Annotated in this window: 27 protein-coding genes and 1 other annotated feature; of the genes, 7 read left to right on the plus strand and 20 right to left on the minus strand. The window is 41.1% G+C overall.

Features of this window, described 5'->3' with window-relative positions; all coding sequences use genetic code 11:
• Positions 1–24: 24 nt before the first annotated feature.
• Positions 25–561 carry a biotin transporter BioY gene (locus E7Y33_RS06800; RefSeq protein ID WP_139690031.1) on the plus strand — a complete coding sequence of 179 codons (537 nt, stop codon included), beginning with the start codon at positions 25–27 and terminating at the stop codon, positions 559–561.
• Between the two features lie 392 nt (positions 562–953).
• Positions 954–1,511, plus strand: a complete 558-nt coding sequence (locus tag E7Y33_RS06805; RefSeq protein ID WP_139690032.1) for a TetR/AcrR family transcriptional regulator — start codon at positions 954–956, stop codon at positions 1,509–1,511.
• A 33-nt stretch (positions 1,512–1,544) separates the two neighbouring features.
• On the opposite strand, the gene E7Y33_RS06810 is transcribed toward E7Y33_RS06805, so the two are convergent.
• On the minus strand, positions 1,545–1,763 hold the full coding sequence (locus E7Y33_RS06810) for a YdbC family protein (RefSeq protein WP_049479683.1): 219 nt from the start codon (positions 1,761–1,763) through the stop codon (positions 1,545–1,547).
• A 103-nt stretch (positions 1,764–1,866) separates the two neighbouring features.
• On the opposite strand from E7Y33_RS06810, the gene E7Y33_RS06815 reads away from it, so the two are divergent.
• Positions 1,867–2,187 carry a eukaryotic translation initiation factor 4 gamma gene (locus E7Y33_RS06815; protein ID WP_001250030.1) on the plus strand — a complete coding sequence of 107 codons (321 nt, stop codon included), beginning with the start codon at positions 1,867–1,869 and terminating at the stop codon, positions 2,185–2,187.
• Positions 2,188–2,214: 27 nt separating this feature from the next.
• Here the strand turns inward: E7Y33_RS06815 and E7Y33_RS06820 are convergent, their stop codons facing one another.
• The 6 genes from E7Y33_RS06820 to rpsP all read right to left on the minus strand — a co-directional run bounded on the left by E7Y33_RS06820 (position 2,215) and on the right by rpsP (position 4,773).
• The gene (locus E7Y33_RS06820) at positions 2,215–2,553 is read right to left on the minus strand and encodes an ATP cone domain-containing protein (RefSeq protein ID WP_001196045.1); all 339 of its coding nucleotides are present in this window, start codon (positions 2,551–2,553) and stop codon (positions 2,215–2,217) included.
• Positions 2,554–2,564: 11 nt separating this feature from the next.
• Positions 2,565–3,284, minus strand: coding sequence for a tRNA (guanosine(37)-N1)-methyltransferase TrmD (gene trmD / locus E7Y33_RS06825; RefSeq protein ID WP_002882191.1), 720 nt, complete (start codon positions 3,282–3,284; stop codon positions 2,565–2,567).
• A complete protein-coding gene (gene rimM / locus E7Y33_RS06830; RefSeq protein ID WP_125422536.1) occupies positions 3,274–3,792 on the minus strand; it encodes a ribosome maturation factor RimM in 519 nt (172 codons plus the stop codon). Before rimM ends, trmD begins: the two co-directional genes overlap by 11 nt.
• Positions 3,793–3,867: 75 nt before the next feature.
• On the minus strand, positions 3,868–4,200 hold the full coding sequence (locus E7Y33_RS06835; protein WP_084857775.1) for a MazG nucleotide pyrophosphohydrolase domain-containing protein: 333 nt from the start codon (positions 4,198–4,200) through the stop codon (positions 3,868–3,870).
• 41 nt (positions 4,201–4,241) lie between these two features.
• Positions 4,242–4,481 carry an RNA-binding protein KphA gene (kphA, locus tag E7Y33_RS06840; protein WP_000379617.1) on the minus strand — a complete coding sequence of 80 codons (240 nt, stop codon included), beginning with the start codon at positions 4,479–4,481 and terminating at the stop codon, positions 4,242–4,244.
• Between the two features lie 19 nt (positions 4,482–4,500).
• Positions 4,501–4,773 carry a 30S ribosomal protein S16 gene (rpsP, locus tag E7Y33_RS06845; protein ID WP_000268760.1) on the minus strand — a complete coding sequence of 91 codons (273 nt, stop codon included), beginning with the start codon at positions 4,771–4,773 and terminating at the stop codon, positions 4,501–4,503.
• 217 nt (positions 4,774–4,990) lie between these two features.
• Between rpsP and E7Y33_RS06850 the strand changes: the two genes are divergently transcribed.
• Positions 4,991–5,797 carry a peptidylprolyl isomerase gene (locus E7Y33_RS06850; RefSeq protein ID WP_049506116.1) on the plus strand — a complete coding sequence of 269 codons (807 nt, stop codon included), beginning with the start codon at positions 4,991–4,993 and terminating at the stop codon, positions 5,795–5,797.
• A 27-nt stretch (positions 5,798–5,824) separates the two neighbouring features.
• Positions 5,825–6,064 (plus strand): zinc-ribbon domain-containing protein, encoded by a 240-nt coding sequence (locus E7Y33_RS06855; protein ID WP_084918224.1) that lies wholly within the window; start codon positions 5,825–5,827, stop codon positions 6,062–6,064.
• Positions 6,065–6,106: 42 nt separating this feature from the next.
• Here the strand turns inward: E7Y33_RS06855 and E7Y33_RS06860 are convergent, their stop codons facing one another.
• The 7 genes from E7Y33_RS06860 to E7Y33_RS06890 all read right to left on the minus strand — a co-directional run bounded on the left by E7Y33_RS06860 (position 6,107) and on the right by E7Y33_RS06890 (position 12,602).
• Complete coding sequence (locus tag E7Y33_RS06860; protein WP_139690033.1) at positions 6,107–7,648, minus strand: ABC-F family ATP-binding cassette domain-containing protein; 1,542 nt, start codon at positions 7,646–7,648, stop codon at positions 6,107–6,109.
• A 1-nt stretch (position 7,649) separates the two neighbouring features.
• A complete protein-coding gene (locus E7Y33_RS06865; RefSeq protein WP_139690034.1) occupies positions 7,650–8,129 on the minus strand; it encodes a VanZ family protein in 480 nt (159 codons plus the stop codon).
• Between the two features lies 1 nt (position 8,130).
• Positions 8,131–9,216 (minus strand): dual-specificity RNA methyltransferase RlmN, encoded by a 1,086-nt coding sequence (rlmN, locus tag E7Y33_RS06870; RefSeq protein WP_000804767.1) that lies wholly within the window; start codon positions 9,214–9,216, stop codon positions 8,131–8,133.
• Positions 9,217–9,236: 20 nt separating this feature from the next.
• Positions 9,237–9,767 (minus strand): YutD family protein, encoded by a 531-nt coding sequence (locus E7Y33_RS06875; RefSeq protein WP_001224366.1) that lies wholly within the window; start codon positions 9,765–9,767, stop codon positions 9,237–9,239.
• A 154-nt stretch (positions 9,768–9,921) separates the two neighbouring features.
• Positions 9,922–10,527, minus strand: coding sequence for a superoxide dismutase SodA (sodA, locus tag E7Y33_RS06880; protein WP_084939779.1), 606 nt, complete (start codon positions 10,525–10,527; stop codon positions 9,922–9,924).
• Between the two features lie 69 nt (positions 10,528–10,596).
• Positions 10,597–11,634: a DNA polymerase III subunit delta gene (gene holA / locus E7Y33_RS06885; RefSeq protein WP_084939111.1), complete on the minus strand. Its 1,038-nt coding sequence runs from the start codon at positions 11,632–11,634 to the stop codon at positions 10,597–10,599.
• A gap of 32 nt (positions 11,635–11,666) precedes the next feature.
• Positions 11,667–12,602, minus strand: coding sequence for a dihydroorotate oxidase (locus E7Y33_RS06890; RefSeq protein WP_084939112.1), 936 nt, complete (start codon positions 12,600–12,602; stop codon positions 11,667–11,669).
• A gap of 204 nt (positions 12,603–12,806) precedes the next feature.
• On the opposite strand from E7Y33_RS06890, the gene gdhA reads away from it, so the two are divergent.
• Together gdhA and E7Y33_RS06900 are read left to right on the plus strand one after the other, a co-directional pair.
• Entirely contained in the window at positions 12,807–14,153 is a 1,347-nt protein-coding gene (gene gdhA / locus E7Y33_RS06895; protein WP_000199515.1) for an NADP-specific glutamate dehydrogenase, read from the plus strand.
• 31 nt (positions 14,154–14,184) lie between these two features.
• The gene (locus E7Y33_RS06900) at positions 14,185–14,670 is read left to right on the plus strand and encodes a GNAT family N-acetyltransferase (RefSeq protein ID WP_139690035.1); all 486 of its coding nucleotides are present in this window, start codon (positions 14,185–14,187) and stop codon (positions 14,668–14,670) included.
• A 160-nt stretch (positions 14,671–14,830) separates the two neighbouring features.
• Here E7Y33_RS06900 and E7Y33_RS06905 read toward each other — a convergent pair whose 3' ends face one another.
• From E7Y33_RS06905 to E7Y33_RS06935, 6 genes are all read right to left on the minus strand, one after another.
• Positions 14,831–15,199, minus strand: coding sequence for an EXLDI protein (locus E7Y33_RS06905; protein WP_139690036.1), 369 nt, complete (start codon positions 15,197–15,199; stop codon positions 14,831–14,833).
• Between the two features lie 62 nt (positions 15,200–15,261).
• Positions 15,262–16,164 (minus strand): DUF2268 domain-containing putative Zn-dependent protease, encoded by a 903-nt coding sequence (locus E7Y33_RS06910; protein WP_139690037.1) that lies wholly within the window; start codon positions 16,162–16,164, stop codon positions 15,262–15,264.
• A gap of 409 nt (positions 16,165–16,573) precedes the next feature.
• Positions 16,574–16,942, minus strand: coding sequence for a 50S ribosomal protein L7/L12 (rplL, locus tag E7Y33_RS06915; protein WP_001196964.1), 369 nt, complete (start codon positions 16,940–16,942; stop codon positions 16,574–16,576).
• Between the two features lie 74 nt (positions 16,943–17,016).
• Positions 17,017–17,517 carry a 50S ribosomal protein L10 gene (rplJ, locus tag E7Y33_RS06920; protein WP_001287274.1) on the minus strand — a complete coding sequence of 167 codons (501 nt, stop codon included), beginning with the start codon at positions 17,515–17,517 and terminating at the stop codon, positions 17,017–17,019.
• A 38-nt stretch (positions 17,518–17,555) separates the two neighbouring features.
• Positions 17,556–17,691, minus strand: a sequence feature (ribosomal protein L10 leader region).
• A 61-nt stretch (positions 17,692–17,752) separates the two neighbouring features.
• Positions 17,753–19,012 carry a TRZ/ATZ family protein gene (locus E7Y33_RS06930; RefSeq protein ID WP_139690038.1) on the minus strand — a complete coding sequence of 420 codons (1,260 nt, stop codon included), beginning with the start codon at positions 19,010–19,012 and terminating at the stop codon, positions 17,753–17,755.
• Between the two features lie 100 nt (positions 19,013–19,112).
• Positions 19,113–20,861 carry an ABC transporter ATP-binding protein gene (locus E7Y33_RS06935; protein WP_139690039.1) on the minus strand — a complete coding sequence of 583 codons (1,749 nt, stop codon included), beginning with the start codon at positions 20,859–20,861 and terminating at the stop codon, positions 19,113–19,115.

Consider the following 20,861-nt stretch of genomic DNA (forward strand, 5'->3'; position numbering starts at 1 on the left):
AATTTTGAAAAGAGGTTAACAGTTTTGAAAAAAGCTCATATCTATGCCATTCCTGCTATCGGCGCTGCTCTCATCGCTGTATTGGCACAAATCAGTCTCCCTATCGGTCCTGTCCCTTTCACTCTGCAAAACTTTGCGATCGGTCTGATTGCTACTGTTTTTAGACCTAGGGAAGCTGTTTTATCTGTAGCTCTCTATCTCCTGCTGGGTGCTATTGGTCTACCTGTCTTTGCAGGGGGTGGTGCAGGATTTCACGTTTTAATCGGCCCAAGTGCAGGTTATCTTTGGTTCGACCTTGTCTATGCTGGACTTACATCTTATCTCATCTATCAAAATAGTGGCTACATTCGCATTTTCCTAGCCAACCTCTTGGGTGACTCCCTCGTCTTTGCCGGAGGCATTCTCAGCCTCCACTTCCTTGCTGGGATGCCATTTGATCAGGCACTTGCAGTTGGTGTCCTTCCCTTTATCCTCCCTGATCTTGGTAAGATTATTGCCATTAGTTTCATTAGTCGTCCCCTACTCAAACGATTGAAAAGCCTTCCATATTTTTCAAGATAAAAGAATAGTCTAGAACCATTGTTCTGGACTATTTCCTTTCTAAGAATCAACTGTACACTATTTAGATACTTGACTATTCTTATACCAGTATGAATATTAATCGTTTTATTCTTCAAATTATAGCTATTCAAAATATGCAAAGTAGAAAAGTATTCTAATTGATTCAAACCAAATATGCTTCCATTGATTTCGGAAGGTTGGCAATTGTATACTTTTCAGAAAACGCATTTTCACTGAGAGAGCTATATTTTATAAATTATTTGTGATACAATAGAGCTACCTAAAAGATTCAGAAAATTTAATGTTCATTGATTATTTATATTAACTTGAACATTCTGATTTTTCTTCATTCAAAAATAACTGTAAATAATTATAAGTAGAAAGGTAATTCTATGGCAAAGAATACTCGTGAGCTAATCATTAGAGCTCTCATCACACTAGCTAAGAAAAATCCTCAGCGTAGTTCCTTTACAATGACTGAAATTGCTGCTGAAGCTAGTATTTCACGACAAGCGATTTATCAAAAGCATTTTAACAACTTTGAAGATATTATCGAATACATTCACGAAGAGACCAATCAGCACATTTTTAACGTCTTTAATAAGTTCTGCCCTAGCAATGATGGAGATCCTATCAGCTTTTTAGCAGACCATATACTTCCTCTCATATACGAAAAAAGGGAAGTTATTAACACCTTGTATACCACACAAGTCGACCCATGTTGGAAGGAATTTCTTCGTGGAACATACTCTGAATGGGTCCTCAAGAATGTCAATTACCAACTGAAATATAATTTTAATAAAGAAGACATCGCTTATATCATTACGACTATGGCAATCTCTTTCATTGAGGTCTGGATTCGTAAAGATAATCCAATTCCACCTGAAGAGTATAGAGAGACTTTCATTCAATTGGCTAAGACTTCTCTCTGTGACTATATTGTGTCCTAAAAAAAGAATCTTGAGTTGCACTCAAGATTCTTTTTATTGTTGCCCTTTAAAGGCATCGACCATTACCTGAAATTCTTCATTGGAAAGCGTGATTCCTTTGCCCATTTTGGTATGGTCAGGACTCCAAGAACGAATATCAAACTTTGCTGGTGCTCCATTAAAGCTAACGCGATTTAGTTCTTTTGTCCATCCTTTGTCATTTTCAGACAAGGTGAGCAAGTGTTCTTCGATTTCAAATGTAAATTCTGCCATTTTAACTCCTTTATGTGATATGCTTTCTATAGTCTATTCGTAAAAATCTTGTGGTTTTTAGGAAAATTTTATATAATGTGGATATGTAAGAAGGGAGGATTCTATGAGACAGACATTCAAACTAGTTCTAGATAAACTACATGGTTTTCTCAATGGGAATGATGATCATCCTCAAATTGAGGACAACTCCCTCACTGCTATGATTGAACAAGCCATCCAGAAAAAGACGGCTGTTCATGTGATACTTGCTGAGACAAGTTTTACGGGTGATATTGTCAAACACGATGCTAATCGCCAACAAATTATCGTCAAAAATTTTTCAAAAAACGTGACCCGAATCATTCGTATCAGTGATATTAAACGACTTCGTTTCGTTCCCTCAACTGTACAAAAAGCTCAGAAAAGCCTATTTAAGAAAGAGTGAGATGTTCTTTGCATCCTACTCTTTTTCTTAACGGATTTGTTCAAAATGAAGATGAACGGCGATATGGTCACCATAACCACTTCTCTCCAAATCGCGTTGCAAGCGATAAGAGATATAGTGTTCTGCAATGGTAATGTAGCCAGCTCCAAGTAAGCGGTGCTCTACCATTGATTGGATCATGCTGATAGTAGCACGTTCTACTTTTGCTTCTTCCAAGTCCAAAACGACTTTTTTAGTAACTTGAGCTAAGTTTTGACGTAAGTCATCAGTCAAAACATAAACTGTTTGAGCTGCTTTTAGGACAGCTTGGTAAATTTTATCTGGATCAAATTCAGCAATTTCTCCATTACGTTTGATTACTTGCATAAGGTTCTCCTTTATTCTTTGTTTTCTTTGATTTCAGCCAGCATCTTTTCTTCTTCGGCTGTCAGTTGATAGTTTTCTAGCAGGTCAGGTCTGCGCTCGTAGGTTTTCTTTAGACTCTCATAGAGACGCCACTGGCGAATCTTTTCATGGTGCCCACTCATGAGCACATCTGGAACCACCATGCCACGATAGTCATAAGGGCGTGTATACTGAGGATATTCGAGAAGACCTGAAGAAAAGCTATCATCCTGGTGACTGGACTCCTTACCAATCACTTCTGGTATCAAGCGCACGGTCGCATCAATCATGGTCATGGCTGCCAATTCACCACCAGTCAAGACATAGTCTCCTAGAGAAATTTCATCGGTTACCAAGGTCTTGATCCGCTCGTCATACCCTTCATAGTGACCACAGATAAAGATAAGCTCCTCTTCCTGGGCCAAATCCTCAGCGTATGCTTGATCGAACTGTTTTCCAGCAGGATCAAGAAGTATGACACGGGGATTTTTCTTTTCAATAGCATCAAAAGCATCGAAAATGGGTTGAGCTCGGAGCAACATCCCCTGACCGCCTCCGTAGGGCTCATCGTCAACATGACGGGCCTTTTCAGCGTATTCTCTGAAATTATGATACTGGATATCCAAGAGCCCTTTTTCTCGAGCCTTCCCAACAATCGAGTGTTCCAGCGGAGAAAACATCTCTGGAAAGAGGGTTAAAATATCAATCTTCATCATCTAACCCTTCTAAGATGTCCACATCAACCCGTTTGTTTGGAATATCAACATTGAGAACTACTGGCGGAATGTAAGGTAAAAGCAAATCACGCTTACCTTTTCGTTTGACCACCCAGACATCGTTGGCACCTGGTTGTAGGATTTCCTTGATAGTTCCTATCAAGTTATCTCCCTCGTAAACATCCAAACCGATAATCTCGTGATAGTAGAATTCACCATCATCTAAATCGTTCAAATCTTCCTCAGCGACCTTGAGACTATAGCCCTTGTACTTTTCAATCGCATTGATATGGTACATGTCTTTGAATTTGATAATGTCAAAGTTCTTATGCTTACGATGACTTGCGATGGTCACTGTTTGGACAAACTGATCTTTTTCATCAAATAAAGCAAGCTCTGCTCCCTTTTTAAATCGTTCTTCTGCAAAATCCGTCACAGACAAGACTCGCATCTCACCCTGTAAACCCTGCGTATTGACGATTTTTCCAACATTAAAGTAGTTCATCTTGTCTCCTGTATCTATTTCTATCCTTTATTTTATCACGTTCCAGGGATTTTCACAAGTTGGAGAAAGAGGACATCAACTCTCCTTTCTCTTCAAAAATCCTTCCAAATCTCTTTCATGCTGGTACTTAATGGCAGCCTTCTTATCTTTGTCAAAAATGGTTTTGGTTAGGTCAATGTCGTTGATAGCCGCAATAGCGACCGTGTAGTGAATAATATCAGCTAGTTCTTTGGCAAGTTCCTCGTTTGAGTCCTGAACGCCCTCTTTTCGACCAGATCGCCCATTCAAGACCTCAGCTACTTCTCCGACTTCCTCCACTAACTTGATAAAGAGGCCTTCCTCGGTTCGAGATTGCTGGTAATGTTCGAGCAAGTAAGCTTGTAATTGTCTAAAGGTTAAATCCTTCATCTTCTCCTCCACAAAAAAGCGAGACATCTGTCCCGCTTTCTTTATTTTTCATCGATAACGATTCTTACTTTCTTGTCTTCAGTTGGGACAGAGTAGACAATCGTTCTTATCGCTGAGATAGTGCGACCCTTACGACCGATAACACGACCGACATCGCTTTGGTCAAGATCCAAGTGATACTCCAAAAACTCTGGTGTGTCTTCAATCTTGATAGTTAAGGCATCAGGTTGTGAAATCAAAGGTTTCACAATCGCAATAATGAGATTTTCAATCGTATCCATCTGTCAACCTACTTTAAACTTATTTTGAGAATTTAGAATCGTGGAATTTTTTCAATACACCTTCTTTTGAAAGGATGTTGCGAACTGTATCTGAAGGTTGAGCTCCATCAGCCAACCATGCAAGAACGCGGTCTTCTTTCAAAGTTACTTGGTTTTCAGCAACAAGTGGGTTGTAAGTCCCAACTGTTTCGATGAAACGTCCGTCACGTGGTGAACGTGAGTCTGCTACGTTGATACGGTAGAAAGGTTTTTTCTTAGAACCCATACGAGTCAAACGGATTTTAACTGCCATTTTTTAATGTCTCTTTTCTTATTTTTTTATTTCGGTGAAATAGCTGAGCTATTTAGCACATGTTCTATTATAGCAGATTTCTGACAGGTGTCAAGAAAAAAACTTGACAGAGTTTTAATTTTTTTTACTACTAGAAATTTTTAGTAAAATCTTTTACATTTGAAATCAAACTCCTTTTAAGGTACAATGGTAGAAATGAATTTTTGAGAGGTTAACAATGAAAAAACTAGCAACCCTTCTTTTACTATCAACGGTAGCCCTTGCTGGATGTACTAGTATCCAACGTGGTCTCCGTGGTGATGAATATGTCGACTCCAGCATCTCAGCTGAAGAAAGCTCAAAAGCAGCTGCTCAGGCTGCCAAAGATTTGAATGACGCATTGACCAATGACAATGCCAACTTCCCTCAACTTTCTAAGGAAGTTGCTGAAGACGAAGCTGAGGTCATTTTACACACAAATCAAGGCGATATCCGCATCAAACTCTTTCCAAAACTAGCACCACTAGCAGTTGAAAACTTCCTCACTCACGCTAAGGAAGGCTATTATAACGGCATCACCTTCCACCGTGTCATTGATGGCTTTATGGTCCAAACTGGAGATCCTAAGGGAGATGGTACAGGGGGCCAATCTATCTGGCATGATAAGGATAAAACAAAGGACAAGGGAACTGGTTTCAAAAATGAAATCTCTCCTTACCTATACAATATCCGAGGAGCCCTTGCTATGGCTAATACTGGTCAACCAAACACCAACGGTAGCCAGTTCTTCATCAATCAAAACTCAACAGATATTTCAGCTAAACTCCCTACAAGCAAGTATCCAAAGAAAATCATCGAAGCCTATAAAGAAGGTGGAAATCCAAGTCTAGACGGTAAACACCCTGTCTTTGGTCAAGTCATCGATGGCATGGATATTGTTGACAAGATTGCCAAGGCTGAAAAAGATGAGAAAGACAAACCAACGTCTGCTATCACCATTGATAGTATCGAAGTGGTGAAAGACTACGACTTCAGCAAAAAATAAGCCATCAACAGATAAGGAGACGATGATATGATTCTATTTTGGGGTTCTAAAGGTTATCAGAAAGATTTGGGACATACGCAAACAGCGATCGAATGTGGTCACTGTAACAATGTCGACAATTGGGAAATTGTAGAAACTGGACGCAAATTTACCCTTTACTGGATTCCACTTTTTCCTTATGGTAAAAGTTACTTCGTTTCTTGTCCGATTTGCCACTACGGTAAAGAAATTGAGAAATCTGAAGTTGAAAACTATTTAAATTACTAGTCAAAAAAGCCAAGTCATTTCGACTTGGCTTTTTTACTGCTTTTAAGTTAGCTTGTTAAAGTCCCAGATTTGGTCCATCCAGCCTTCATAGAAGTCTGGTTCGTGGCAAACCATAAGAATGCTGCCTTTGTATTCTTTAAGCGCCCGTTTGAGTTCATCCTTGGCATCTACATCCAAGTGGTTGGTCGGCTCGTCCAGCACTAAGACGTTGTTTTCACGATTCATCAAGAGACAGAAACGCACCTTGGCTTGTTCCCCACCTGACAAGACCTGAATCTGACTTTCAATGTGCTTGGTCGTCAAACCACAACGAGCAAGGGCTGCACGAACTTCTGCCTGATTGAGTGCAGGAAAGGCATTCCAGACAGCTTCAAGTGGTGTTTGGCGATTTCCACCTTCTACTTCTTGTTCAAAGTAGCCAAGTTCTAGGTAATCTCCACGTTCAACTTCTCCAGCGATTGGGGGGATAATCCCCAAGAGAGACTTCAAGAGGGTTGTTTTCCCGATACCATTTGCCCCAATAATAGCAACCTTTTGATTGCGTTCAAAGGTGAGGTTTAGAGGCTTGGTAAGGGGACGGTCATAACCAATCTGCAAGTCCTTGGCTTGGAAGATAAAGCGTCCAGGTGTACGAGCCGGTTTGAAATCAAAGGATGGTTTTGGCTTCTCACTTTGCAGTTCGATGATGTCCATCTTATCCAATTTCTTCTGGCGGGACATGGCCATGTTTCGTGTTGCAACACGCGCTTTATTGCGAGCGACGAAATCCTTAAGGTCAGCAATCTCTTTCTGTTGGCGTTCGTAGGCCGCCTCAAGCTGAGATTTCTTCATGGCATAGACTTCTTGGAACTGGTAGTAGTCACCAGAATAGCGAGTCAATTGTTGATTTTCAACATGATAGACGATATTGATCACTTCGTTGAGGAAAGGAATATCATGTGAAATAAGGACAAAAGCATTCTCATAGTTTTGGAGATAACGCTTGAGCCAGTCAATGTGTTCGGCATCCAAGTAGTTGGTTGGCTCGTCCAGCAATAAGATATCTGGCTTTTCAAGGAGGAGTTTAGCTAAAAGTACCTTTGTTCTTTGTCCACCTGACAAGGCGGTTACGCCTGTATCCATACCATAGTCCATGACACCGAGGGCACGCGCTACTTCATCAATCTTGGCATCTAAAGTATAAAAATCACGACTCTCCAAACGATCTTGGAGCTCCCCGACTTCTTCCATCAGCGCTTCGATATCTGCTCCTTCTTCTGCCATTTCCATGTAAAGGTCATTGATACGAGCTTCTGCTTTAAAAAGCTCATCAAAGGCTGTACGCAAAACATCACGCACGGTTTGGCCTTCTTTTAGCACAGCGTGCTGGTCCAGATAGCCAGCAGTCACATACTTAGACCACTCCACCTTCCCTTCATCTGGTAGCATTTTACCAGTCACGATACTCATAAAGGTTGATTTCCCCTCACCGTTGGCACCGACAAGACCGATATGCTCTCCCTTGAGGAGACGGAAGGAGACATCTTCAAAAATTGCACGGTCACCAAAACCGTGACTCAAATTTTTAACTTCTAAGATACTCATTTTAATTCCTTATATTGTTTTTATGTAGTAGTTTATAAAGGATCCAAGCTAGGTAGCCACCCAAAGTATTGGTCCATAAATCATCAATCTCAAAGACCCGATTAAAATCAAAGAAAAAGTCTAAGACTAGTTGTGTGCACTCGATTCCCAAGCTCAGTATAAAACTGAGAAGAAGAACCCTTTTAGTTTTTCTTAGAGTGGGCAAGAGATAGAGCAGTTGAAAAACCAGAGGGAAGAGCAAAAAGACATTCAAGATGTTCTGCAAAAAGATCCAAATGACTTGTCCCAAACTAGTCACTTCACCAAGATTCCAAAGGGAGTTTAAGGGAGTTAAAAGAAAAACCAGGCGTCCAAAAGTTTGAATACCTGGAGTTTCCACTCCTGTAGGAAGTTGAGGTTGGGGAGTAAAACAAAAACAGATAATGCAAAGGCTGTAAATAGCCACTCCCAACCTTAAGATTAATTCTCTTTTTCTAGTCATTTTATGGATTTACCGCTGCGACTGCCTTCTGGCGGTCACGTTTCATTGTATTGGAACGCAATTGTCCACAAGCCGCATCAATATCTGTACCATGTTCCTGACGGACGACACAGTTAATCCCTTTTTTCTTAAGAGTATCATAGAAGGCCATCACGCGCTCTTTAGGACTACGGCTATATTGGTCATGTTCACTAACTGGATTGTAAGGAATCAAGTTGACGTATGATAATTTCTTGATGTTCTTGAGCAACTCAGCCAACTCCAAGGCTTGTTCTACACCATCATTGACTTCATTGAGCATGATATATTCAAAGGTCACACGGCGATTGGTTGTTTCGATATAGTACTCAATAGCAGCAAAGAGTTTTTCAATCGGAAAGGCACGATTAATTTTCATGATGCTTGAACGCAATTCATTATTGGGTGCGTGAAGGGACACAGCCAGATTGACCTGTACGCCTTCATTAGCAAAGTCACGAATTTTGTGGGCCAAACCTGAAGTTGAAACTGTGATGTGACGAGCACCGATAGCCATCCCCTTATCATCATTGATGGTACGAACAAAATTCAATACATTGTTGTAGTTATCAAATGGTTCACCAATTCCCATGACAACAATATGACTGACACGTTCATCTTGGCCACGTTCATCAAAGTATTTCTGAACTAGCATGATTTGCGCTACGATTTCCCCGTTATTGAGGTCGCGTTGTTTCTTGATCAAGCCTGATGCACAGAAGGTACAACCAATATTACAGCCAACCTGAGTGGTCACACAGACTGACAAACCGTAGTGTTGACGCATGAGTACTGTCTCAATCAACATCCCATCTGGCAACTCGAAAAGATACTTAACAGTACCGTCAGCCGACTCTTGTACGATGCGTTGTTTCAATGGATTTACCACAAACTGCTCATTGAGCTTGGCAATCAAATCCTTGGAAAGGTTGGTCATTTCTTCAAATGACTGGACACGTTTACGGTAGAGCCATTCCCAGATTTGATCTGCTCGGAATTTCTTTTCTCCTTGTTCTAATACCCATTCTTGCATGGTTTGACGTGTTAAACTATAAATAGACGGTTTCATCTCTTCTCCTTATTCTCTATCTATTTCTGACGAATGACAAAATGGCGCTGTCCCTTGTCCTCTTTCTGAGACTTTTGATCCTTATGACGACGTCTATTTCTCTTATCCGCATTTGGTTTTCTCTTGTTTTGCGAAGGTTTCTTGCCTCTTCTAGGAAGGTTTTCCTCCTCCTTTTTACGCATTTTCTTGTCAAATGAAGCCCGCTTAGGTGCTTGGTTTTCTAGAACAAAATAGGCACAACCATAACTACAGTACTCCAAAAGATAGTCCTGTAAGCGACTGATTTTTTCAATTTTTTCCTCTGTTCGATCGTCTTTGTAAAAACCACGTAGGCGGAGCTGTTCATTACTCCAGTCCCCCACGACATAATCAAACTTGGTCAACACTTCTGAGAAGCGTTGATTAAAGACTGTCACATCGAAGGCATCCTTGATATTTTCAACCAAGGTAAAAGCAATCCCTTCAGTCTCAACCTTATCCCCATTCACATGAAATTCTGGGCCAGGAAACTTGTTATAGTTGTATAATTCAGGTGCAATTTCTTTACGCATAGTCTTCCTTTTCCATGATTACTTAACACTCTATTTTACCATATTTTCTACAAGTTGGCACGAATATCCTTTAAATGAAAAAAGTCTGACGATTTTGTCAGACTTCTGCTTTATAACCTTAAAAAGAGAAGATTGACTCTTCCCTCCATATTTTTTATTTAGCTGCTGCGTAAAGCTCATCTACTTTTTTCCAGTTAATCACTGAGAAGAAAGCTTTGATATAGTCAGGACGAACATTGCGGTATTTCACATAGTAAGCATGTTCCCAAACGTCCAAGCCCAAGATTGGTTTTTTACCTTCTGAGATTGGTGTGTCTTGGTTTGCTGTTGAAATCACTTCAAGCTTCCCTTCTTTGTTAACAACCAACCAAGCCCATCCAGAACCAAAGCGAGTTGTAGCTGCTGCAGTGAAGGCTGCTTGGAATTCTTCGAAAGAACCGAAAGCTTCATTGATTGCTGCTGCAAGTTCTGCTGAAGGGGCTGTTTTTTCAGGAGTCATCAATTCCCAGAAAAGAGCGTGGTTCAAGTGTCCACCACCATTGTTGATAAGCGCTTGGCGGATATCAGCTGGGATAGATTCTACATCAGCAAGCAAAACTTCAAGGTCTTCACCGATTTCAGGGTGTTTTTCAAGAGCAGCATTCGCATTGTTGACGTAGGCTTGATGGTGCTTGTCATGGTGCAAGTGCATTGTTTCAGCATCGATATATGGTTCCAAGGCGTCGTATGCGTATGGAAGGTCTGGTAAGATAATAGCCATCTGTAATACCTCTTTTTCTTTCTATATGAAAATGATAACGCAATCATCCTCTTTTTTCAAGTTTTTTGCTCAATTTGCCTCTGTCGCAATCTGCAAGAGTGCCTTTTCAAACAGGTACCCTTTTTCATAGACACCTGTCTTAATCTGGTAGTCTGTTTCAATCAAATAAGAAATCGCTCGTTTGAGAAAACCCAAGGAAATCCCTCTCGAATCTCTCAGTGCAAACTTGATTTGATAAGGATTAGGATTTCGCCCCAAATAAGTTCCCAGACTGGTTGCAATCTGCGATTCCGTCTGACCAGTCTCTGATAAAATCTTCACTTGGGTAAAGGTACGAAACTGTCCTAACATGACAGCTATGAGCTTGATTTCATCCTCCCCTTGCAAGGTCAAGTCTCTAACCAGGTCACGGGCCAGGTCAATCTTCTTAGCTAAAACAAGCTGAGTCAAATCAAAAATATTGTCCTGCAGAGTCTTTGGAATAGCCTCGACAATGTCCTTCTCCTCTATCACGCCGTCGGATTTATAAGACTGTAAAAAAAGGAGGTTTTTCTGGATTTCACTAAATTGAAAACCAGATTTGAGAAGTAGATTTTCAAAAGACTTTTCTGCAAACTGCAGACCTTGTGTCTGACTCCATTTTTGGAAATACTGGCGGAGTTCTTGTTCCTTAGGTTCAATAGCATCAAATACAGTCGCATCTCGTTTGAGCAATTTGACCAGTCGTCTTTTACTATCTAACTTTCCTTCAGCAAAAATCAACAACTTGGTTGTTGGCGAAGGGTTATCAAGGTATGCCTCAAACGACTTGAGCTCATCATCTGCTAAAAATCGTTTCTTGGCTGTTGTGATATCGACAAAATGGTCTAATATCACGATTTTCTCATCCGCAAAAAAAGGGAGACTGACCAACTCCAACTCTAAGTCTTTATAAGCTACTTCTTTCATATCAAAGTAAGCAAAGTTGAGATCAGCTGGATCATAACCAATCTGTTTCAATACTTGACTCTTCATAACTTCAAACTGACCCTGGTCTGTCCCTGTAAATAGATTCAGGCTAGATAGATTTGATAACGTCAACTTCTGACTGTCTTCAATGGCAAGCATCTTCTCTCCTTTCTTCTGATTTTTTATTAAACTTAATCAATATAGCGCAATTTCCCACGGAAATCTTCTAGGCTCTCGTACCCTTTTTCCGCCATAATAGCTTTCAGTTCATTGGTAATGCGTTCAAAAGCACCAACGCCTTCCTTGTGGAGCGTCGTTCCTACTTGCACCATACTAGCACCGCAGAGGATGTGTTCAAAGGCATCACGACCCGTTAGAACACCACCCGTTCCGATGATTTGGATTTGCGGATTGAGACGTTGGTAAAAGGCGTGCACATTAGCAAGAGCGGTCGGTTTGATATACTCTCCACCAATCCCTCCAAAACCATTCTTAGGCCGAATAACGACAGATTCGTCTTCTATATAGAGGCCGTTTCCGATAGAGTTAACGCAGTTGACAAACTTGAGCGGATATTTGTTGAAAATAGCTACCGCTTGGTCAAAGTGAACAATGTCAAAATATGGTGGGAGCTTAATTCCAAGAGGTTTGGTAAAGTAGGCAAAAACTTCTGCCAAGATACGGTCTGTTGTCTCAAAATCATAAGCAATCTGAGGCTTTCCTGGAACATTTGGACAAGAGAGATTAAGCTCTGTAAGTCCTTTGAATTCACTCTCTTGAACTTTTTTCAAGATGGTATGTGTTTCTTCTGGAGACATGCCAACTAAAGATAGGAAGAAAGTACGGTTTGGCTCTTTTTCCTGCAAGTCCAAAAGATAGTCCAGATAGTAGTCTAAGCCGTTATTTGGCAAGCCCATAGAGTTGATAGAACCAAGTGGAACATCCTGATAACGTGGCTCAGGATTGCCCTGACGAAAGTCCAAGGTCGCTGTCTTCGTGACAAAAGTACCCGCTGCTGAGTTTTTGACCCCTTCAAGCTCTTCTATCGTCATACAAGCAACACCCGCTGCATTCATCAAGCAATTGTCAAACTCAAAGCCAGCTATTTGTGTTTTCGTTGATACCATGATTCTGATCCTCCAGATTCCTTTTATTTCTAATATTATACCATACTTTAAGATTTTCTCTTTGAGAAACTAATTTCTATATAAAATGTTCGGTTTTGTAAATTGAAAGAATTTTTAGAAAATTTCTGTTTTTTTCTTTACACTCAAAAAAAATTCTGCTATAATGGCTCATGTAATAAAATATAACAACAAAAGGAGAACGATATGACATCTGCTAAAGACTATATCCAAAGCGTGTTTGCAACTGTGAAAGCTCGTAATGGGCATGAGGCTGAATTTCTCCAGGCGGTTGAAGAATTCTTCAGCACTTTGGAACCTGTATTTGAAAAACATCCCGAGTATATCGAAGAAAACATCTTGGCACGTATCACTGAGCCTGAGCGCGTAATTTCTTTCCGAGTTCCTTGGGTTGACCGTGATGGAAAAGTCCAAGTGAACCGTGGTTACCGTGTTCAATTCAACTCAGCTGTTGGACCATATAAAGGCGGACTTCGTTTCCACCCAACTGTAAACCAAGGGATTTTGAAATTCCTCGGCTTCGAACAAATCTTTAAAAACGTTTTGACTGGACTTCCAATCGGTGGAGGTAAAGGTGGATCAGACTTCGATCCTAAAGGGAAGACTGATGCTGAAGTGATGCGCTTCTGCCAAAGCTTTATGACAGAATTACAAAAATACATCGGACCATCTCTTGACGTACCTGCTGGTGATATCGGTGTTGGTGGACGTGAAATTGGTTACCTTTACGGACAGTACAAACGTCTTAACCAATTTGATGCGGGTGTCTTGACTGGTAAACCTCTTGGATTTGGTGGTAGCTTGATTCGTCCAGAAGCAACTGGTTATGGTTTGGTTTACTACACTGAAGAAATGCTCAAAGCTAATGGTAACAGTTTTGCTGGTAAGAAAGTGGTAATTTCAGGTTCTGGTAACGTAGCTCAATATGCTCTTCAAAAAGCGACTGAACTTGGTGCGACTGTTATCTCTGTATCTGACTCAAACGGTTATGTCATCGATGAAAATGGTATTGACTTCGATCTTTTGGTTGATGTTAAAGAAAAACGCCGTGCTCGTTTGACTGAGTATGCAGCTGAGAAAGCAACTGCTACTTACCATGAAGGTTCTGTATGGACTTACGCTGGTAACTACGACATCGCTCTTCCATGTGCGACTCAAAACGAAATCAATGGTGACGCAGCTAAACGTTTGGTTGCTCAAGGCGTTATCTGTGTATCTGAAGGTGCTAACATGCCTAGTGACCTTGATGCGATTAAAGTCTACAAAGAAAACGGAATCCTTTACGGACCTGCCAAAGCTGCTAATGCTGGTGGTGTAGCCGTTTCAGCCCTTGAAATGAGCCAAAATAGCCTTCGCCTTTCATGGACTCGTGAAGAAGTTGACGGCCGTCTCAAAGATATCATGACCAATATCTTTAATACAGCTAAAACAACCGCTGAAACGTACGGTCTTGGTACTGATTACCTTGCAGGAGCTAACATTGCTGCCTTTGAAAATGTAGCAAACGCTATGATTGCACAAGGTATTGTTTAACTAGTCGATACATCCTATCGGAGGACTAATCATGAACTTACGGCCAATGGAAGTAAAAGACAATCCAGCTGTAGCACAACTCATTCGAGCTAGCCTTGAAGAATTCGGGCTTGACAAACCAGGAACTGTCTACTTTGATTCTCATCTAGATCATTTGGCCGACTATTATGAACAGCAAGAGAGAGCAGCTTACTTTATTCTGGAAGATGAAGATCAGCTGGTTGGCTGTGGTGGCTTTGCACCTGTGTCTGATAAGATTGCTGAATTACAAAAACTGTATGTCACTAAAAACAGTCGTGGCAAAGGTTATTCCAGTAGGTTGATAAAGCGCATATTCCAAGAAGCCCGCCTAGCAGGTTATGAACAGCTTTATCTAGAAACTACTACTGAACTGGCTACAGCCGTGCTCGTCTATCAACACTATGGTTTTACATCACTGCAACAACCACTTTCTAACGCCGCCGGACACCCAGCTATGAATATCTGGATGATAAAATCCCTCTCATCAGATGAATAGATGGCAGTATACTATGGTCGACTTGAGGACATCAGTATCAAACTCCTCAAGACAGCTAAAACAACTTTTAAAAATGTAGCCAAGGCTATGATAGTTAAGGTATTGTTTCAGCACTATCAAACTAGAAGAAATCCGACTGCTTATAAAAGCAGCCGGATTTTTATATATCTAATTTTTCAAAAAATTTGCCTGCAGACTGCTTTTCTTTTATCTTCTCAAGCAGCTCATTTTCCAGAAAAGGACTTAGTTCGTCAAAATCTTGACAAACCTTAAAAACAGTCTCTCTGTCCAACTGACCATAAACTAGTTCGTAATAGTCCTTCTTATGATGCCAGTTCTGGTCATAGTTGACATCTGTCCGTTGATAGTAAACAATGTTTTGCTTCGGTGTCAGGTAAATCTTCTGTGTTAGAATGCTTTTCTGATCTTTGGATAACTTGCTACGGCTGAAAATCTTAACACCTTGAAAAATCTTGCGCTCATGAATTCCTTGATCTGTCACCTTCAATTCAATTCTTTTATAGTGCATACTATCACCTCCTGAAATCACCTACATTATATCATGTTCTGGCAAATTTTCAAACAAAAGTGTCATTTCCAAAAGTCTTCAGTCGCCTCTAAAATCTCTTCTGTTGGTGTTACTGTGGCCTCAATAATGCTCTTGCCTGTCCTTTTCAGATAAGCTTGTATCAGATGATAGCCATAAGCATAGCCCGCAGCATAAGGCATACCAACTGGAATTTGACCCTGTATCTCCGCGATTTCATCACCGTAGAGATAAGGGGTCATTTCCGCCATCCCTGTTAGCTGAAGCTGACTTGAGATGATGGGCTTGATCTCTTCTAACTGCTCTGGACTGGTTGAAGTGACCCAGGGTCCAATGAGCTCCTTGCCATAGAGCTCAGCAGCAAAAGACTCTGCCAATCCTTCACTAACTACCCAGTCTGCTAATATCGTCTGCTGGTTCCATTTGATATATTGGAAGCGGACATTGTGATTGCACTCGTGAGCCAATGCCGCTTGAATACGTGGCAAAGTATAGTCATTAGGCAGTATGCTTAACATGAGATAACCTGGGATTCCACCATCTCCGCTATAACCCTTATTGAGCTGTAGCATAGACTTTTCTGGATTGCCTAACAAAATAGTAAAATAGTAATCCTCAACCTCTAAATCATAGCCAGCTTGCTCAAAAAGGCCAATACTTCTTTTAATGGTATCCTGGCAGTCTTGCCAGAGTTGATCAGAGCTCAGGGCATCAATAGCCGGTCTATCCTTTTCCGAGAGAGTTGCGGGCAACTGATTCATAAATCCAAGTAGAAATAGAGCATCAAATCCTCCAGGGTACTTTGCTTTCAAAGGGATGTGTTGGGTTTGGTATTTGGTTGCAAAAGGTGCTAAAATCTTAGCTCGAAAGAGACCTTCTCTCTTTTCTAAAGGAAGCTCGAGCATCTCCTGATAAACTTTATCAGAACGAATCATATTGATTTGCATAATAATCTCCTTTCTTATCTACTATTAGTATAATCCCTTCCCTAAGGTCAGGGTCAAGACTAAATTTAAATATCTTTTAAAATTTTATTGAAATTACCTCAAACCGTTCGAGAATTACCTTCAATAAAGTGCTTTAATACTGAGATTATAATATCCAGAGTATCAATAAATTAAAAACTTACTTTTCTACTGTTCATAGGAATGATAATACCAGAAAAAAATAAATCTTGAAGGGTAACAACTTGTATCATTTTTTATGGAAAGCCTATTATTCAAAACTTGTTTGACTCCTAGATAAACTATATAATTAGTTTGCCCCTTTTTTGCCCCCTCGCGAACAAAAAGAAAAACCGCTAGTCTCAGAACTAGCGGTTTATTCATGTTTTAAGCTACTAATGTAGTTGCTCTATTATTTAAGAGTAACTGAAGCTCCAGCTTCTTCCAATTTAGCTTTGATTTCTTCAGCTTCTGCAGTTGGAACGCCTTCTTTGATGACACCTGGTGCACCATCAACAAGTTCTTTAGCTTCTTTAAGTCCAAGACCAGTGATTTCACGTACAACTTTGATAACGCCAACTTTTTTATCACCAGCAGCTGTCAACTCAACGTCAAATGAGTCTTTAGCAGCACCAGCGTCAGCAGCACCAGCAGCAGCTACAGCTACAGGAGCAGCTGCAGTTACACCAAATTCTTCTTCGATAGCTTTTACAAGGTCGTTCAATTCAAGGATTGAAGCTTCTTTAATTTCAGCAATAATGTTTTCAATGTTCAATGCCATTGTTATTTCCTCCAAATAAGTTTTTAATTTTATAATAGTTTTTTCGTAGCTAAGCTACGCTGCGTAGCTTAAGATTAAGCTGCGTCTTCTTTGTTGTCTGCAACCGCTTTGACTGCAAGAGCAACGTTGCGCACTGGCGCTTGAAGTACAGAAAGGAGCATAGAAAGAAGTCCTTCGCGGTTTGGAAGAGTTGCAAGAGCAACGATTTCTTCTTTAGATGCGACAGCGCCTTCGATTGCACCACCTTTGATTTCAAGTGCTTCAGCGTTTTTAGCAAAATCGTTCAAGATTTTCGCTGGTGCGATAACATCTTCGTTAGAAAATGCTACTGCAGATGGTCCAACAAATACTGATGCAAGATCTTCAAGACCAGCTTTTTCAGCTGCACGACGCAAGATTGAGTTTTTAATGACTTTATACTCAACTTCGCTTCCACGAAGCTCACGACGAAGAACTGTATCTTGCTCAACTGTCAAACCACGAGCGTCTACAACGACGATAGATGCAGCAGCTTTCATTTTTTCAGCTACTACGTCAACTAGTTCCGCTTTTTTAGCAATAATTGCTTCACTCATTAGTGTGTTCACCTCCGTAATTATTTTGCTTGGGGAATTTTTCCAAAAGAAAAACGCGCCCAAACCTAGACACGAAAGTACAATACGCTTCTTTTTACATGATACGTTTTGTCCTCGGTAGGATATTTACGAGTCGAGCTCCCCTACTGTCTTAGGCAGTTTTTTCAAACCGTATATAAGTATAGCATAGACAAAAAAAGAATGCAAGATTTTTGCAAACTTTTTTTAATTTTTTTTAAATCTCTACTGTCAAAACTTTGCCTTGCTTAACCACCTGTTCTCCAGCGATATAAACATCATCGACATCACTGGATTTGACAGCATAAACCAGGTGAGAGAGCATATTTTCCTGAGGTTGGAGATGGATTTTTCCTTGTGGTTGAATCACGAGAAAATCTGCCTGCTTGCCAACTTCTAGGCTTCCTATCTGCTTTTCCATTGCTAGAACCTTAGCCCCTTCGATTGTCAGTGCCTTAAGGGCTGTCTCGATAGGGAACTGGCTGGCATCTCCACTCTTCATTTTCTGAAGAAGGGCTGCTGTCCGTCCTTCCTTAAACATATCTAGATTGTTATTGGAAGCAACCGAATCAGTCGCAATTCCAACTGCTACTCCTGCTTTTTGGAGTTGGATGATTGGAGCGATTCCTGAGGCCAGTTTGAGGTTACTAATAGGATTATGGGCGATAGCCACATGAGAAGTTGCCAAGCGTTGGATTTCTCCTTCATTTAACTCTACCCCATGTGCAAAGACGGACGGATGGTCTAAGTAACCCAGTTCTTCGAGAAAGGCGAGAGGGCGTTTGCCATATCGTTTGAGGATAATTCCTGATTCCTCCTTGGTCTCCGCCACATGGATATGAATAGGAATGTCCAGCTCTTTTGCCATAGCTAAGCTCTCTTCCAGCAAATCTTGATTACAACTGTATGGAGAATGGGGTGCTACCATAACCTTGAAATTTGGATTTTTATATTCTAAGATTTCCTCGATGATGGCACGTGTTCTACTTATGGTCTCATCAGTTGTTTCACCTTCTGAAGAAAAGAGAGTCGGTGAGAAATAACAACGCATCTTAGATGCCTTGACTGCCTGATAAATTCTTTCAATATCCACACCATTGGGATTATACATATCATTGAAGGTTGTTGTCCCTGACTGGAGCATCTCTGTCAGAGCTTCTTTGACTGCCTTGGTAGTCATATCGGGAGTAAATCCAGCTTCTGCTGGCCAGATATAATCATTGAGCCATTCATGGAGATTGCTGTCATCCCGAATCCCTCGCAAGCCTGTCATAGCAGAATGGGTGTGGCAATTGACCAAACCAGGCATGATCCAGGCTCCCTGATAGTCTATAATCTGCTCAGCTTGCTCTAAAATATCTGGCTCCTCTTGGCCGACATAGACGATTTGAGAGTCCTTAACGGCCAAGACACCATCCAAATAAACATGGAAATCTTTGTCACAAGTCACGATATTTACATGCTGATAGACTTTCATTGTTTTCTCCTTCTAAGACCCTGATTTTTTCTAGCTATTGTAACAAAAAAGTCACCCGAAGGCAACTTTTTTTGTTCATGAGATTTCAGAATAGAAAGAATTATTCAGAGCTAAAAGCTGCAGCTTGCTGCATTTGGTAATACTTGCCCTTTCTAGCCATGAGGTTCTGATGGTTACCATACTCAACAATATCTCCATCTACCAAGACAAGAATCAAATCCGCATCCTGAATGGTAGACAAGCGGTGAGCAATGATAAAGCTTGTTCGCCCCTTCATGAGTTTGGCAAAGGCATCCTGCACCAGCACTTCTGTCCGCGTATCGATAGAGGAAGTCGCCTCGTCTAGGATGAGAATCTTGGGAATAGCTAGAAAAACACGCGCGATGGTCAAAAGCTGAGCCTGACCGACAGAGAGAGATTCACCTGCATTTTCCAGTTTGGTATCATAGCCCTGCGGCAGTTGTTGGATGAAAAAGTCTGCATTGGCTGCTTTTGCAGCAGCAATCACTTGCTCTCGACTGACATCCGGTTTGCCAAAGGCAATATTGTCATGAATGGTCCCTTGCTTGAGCCAAGTTTCCTGTAGCACCATGCCAAACTGCTGGCGTAAAGAGGCACGGCTATAGTCATAAATCGAGTGTCCGTCTAGCAAGATATCTCCCGAGTTAATGGGATAAAAACGCATGAGGAGATTGATGAGAGTTGATTTGCCAGCACCTGTCGGACCAACAATTGCAACCTTGCTACCAGCTGGGATATCGATAGACAAATCCTTAATTAAGATCCTTTCAGGATTGTAGCCAAAAGAGACCTGTTTAAAGGAAATAGCTCCCTTAACTTGGTCACTGGTCAAGACTGCCTTGCCCGTTTCAGCCACCTCAGGACTTTCTAAGACAGCATAGACACGTTCTGCACAAGCCAAGGCACTTTGCAATTCGGCTAGAACTGAAGAAATATCGTTAAAGGGCTTGGTGTACTGTTGGACATAGTTCAAAAAAGTCACCAAACGACCAATGGTCAAGGTAGATCCCATCATAATGCGATAAGCTCCTACCCCAGCTAGAAGGGCATAAATGAGCGCATTGACAAAGCGAGTCGAAGGATTGACCGTTGAAGAATAAAAGATGGCTGACTGAGAATAGCTTGCGTAGTTGGCATTCGCCTCGTGCAGTCTTTGGATAAACTCTGTCTGAGCATTGAAGGACTGGATAATAGTTTGCTGGCTAAGTGATTCTTCAATCAACTGAGTCTGAATCCCTCTGGTCTCTGTTTGCTTTTGAAAGAGATGATACGATTTCTTGGCAATAAAGCGTGAAATCACCATGGATAGGGGCGTCAACAGCAAGACCAAGAGGGTCATGAGAAGGTGAATTTGGAGCATGGCTAGAATACTAACCAAAATCATCAAAACACCAATGAAAAATTGGTTAAAAATCATGGTCAAGCCGGCTGCTAGCTGTTCTATGTCTGTGGTCACACGACTAACCATCTCTCCACTGCCCTGTCGATCCACAAAAGCAATCGGTAAACGATGGAGCTTATGAATGATTCGCTCTCGCAAGTCTCTGGTATAAGAGAAAATTAGACGATTATAAAGGAGAGGATTGGCCCATTGTACCAGAGTATTTCCTATGACTACCAAGATCATCTGGATGAAAATTTGCCAAAAAACTGATGAAGAGCCAGCCACTAGGACCTGGTCAATGACCTGCCCAATCAAGATAGGTAGGTAGATCGATAAGCCAACTTGGGCAATCGTTCCTAGAAAGGCTAGGAAAAGGAGGAAAGGATGACTTGCAAGGTCTTTAGCTAAACGTTTGAGCGTCTGGTTTGCAGTTTGTCTTCTCAT

The sequence above is a fragment of the Streptococcus oralis genome (genome assembly GCF_006175905.1).
Lineage (GTDB): Bacteria > Bacillota > Bacilli > Lactobacillales > Streptococcaceae > Streptococcus > Streptococcus oralis_BG.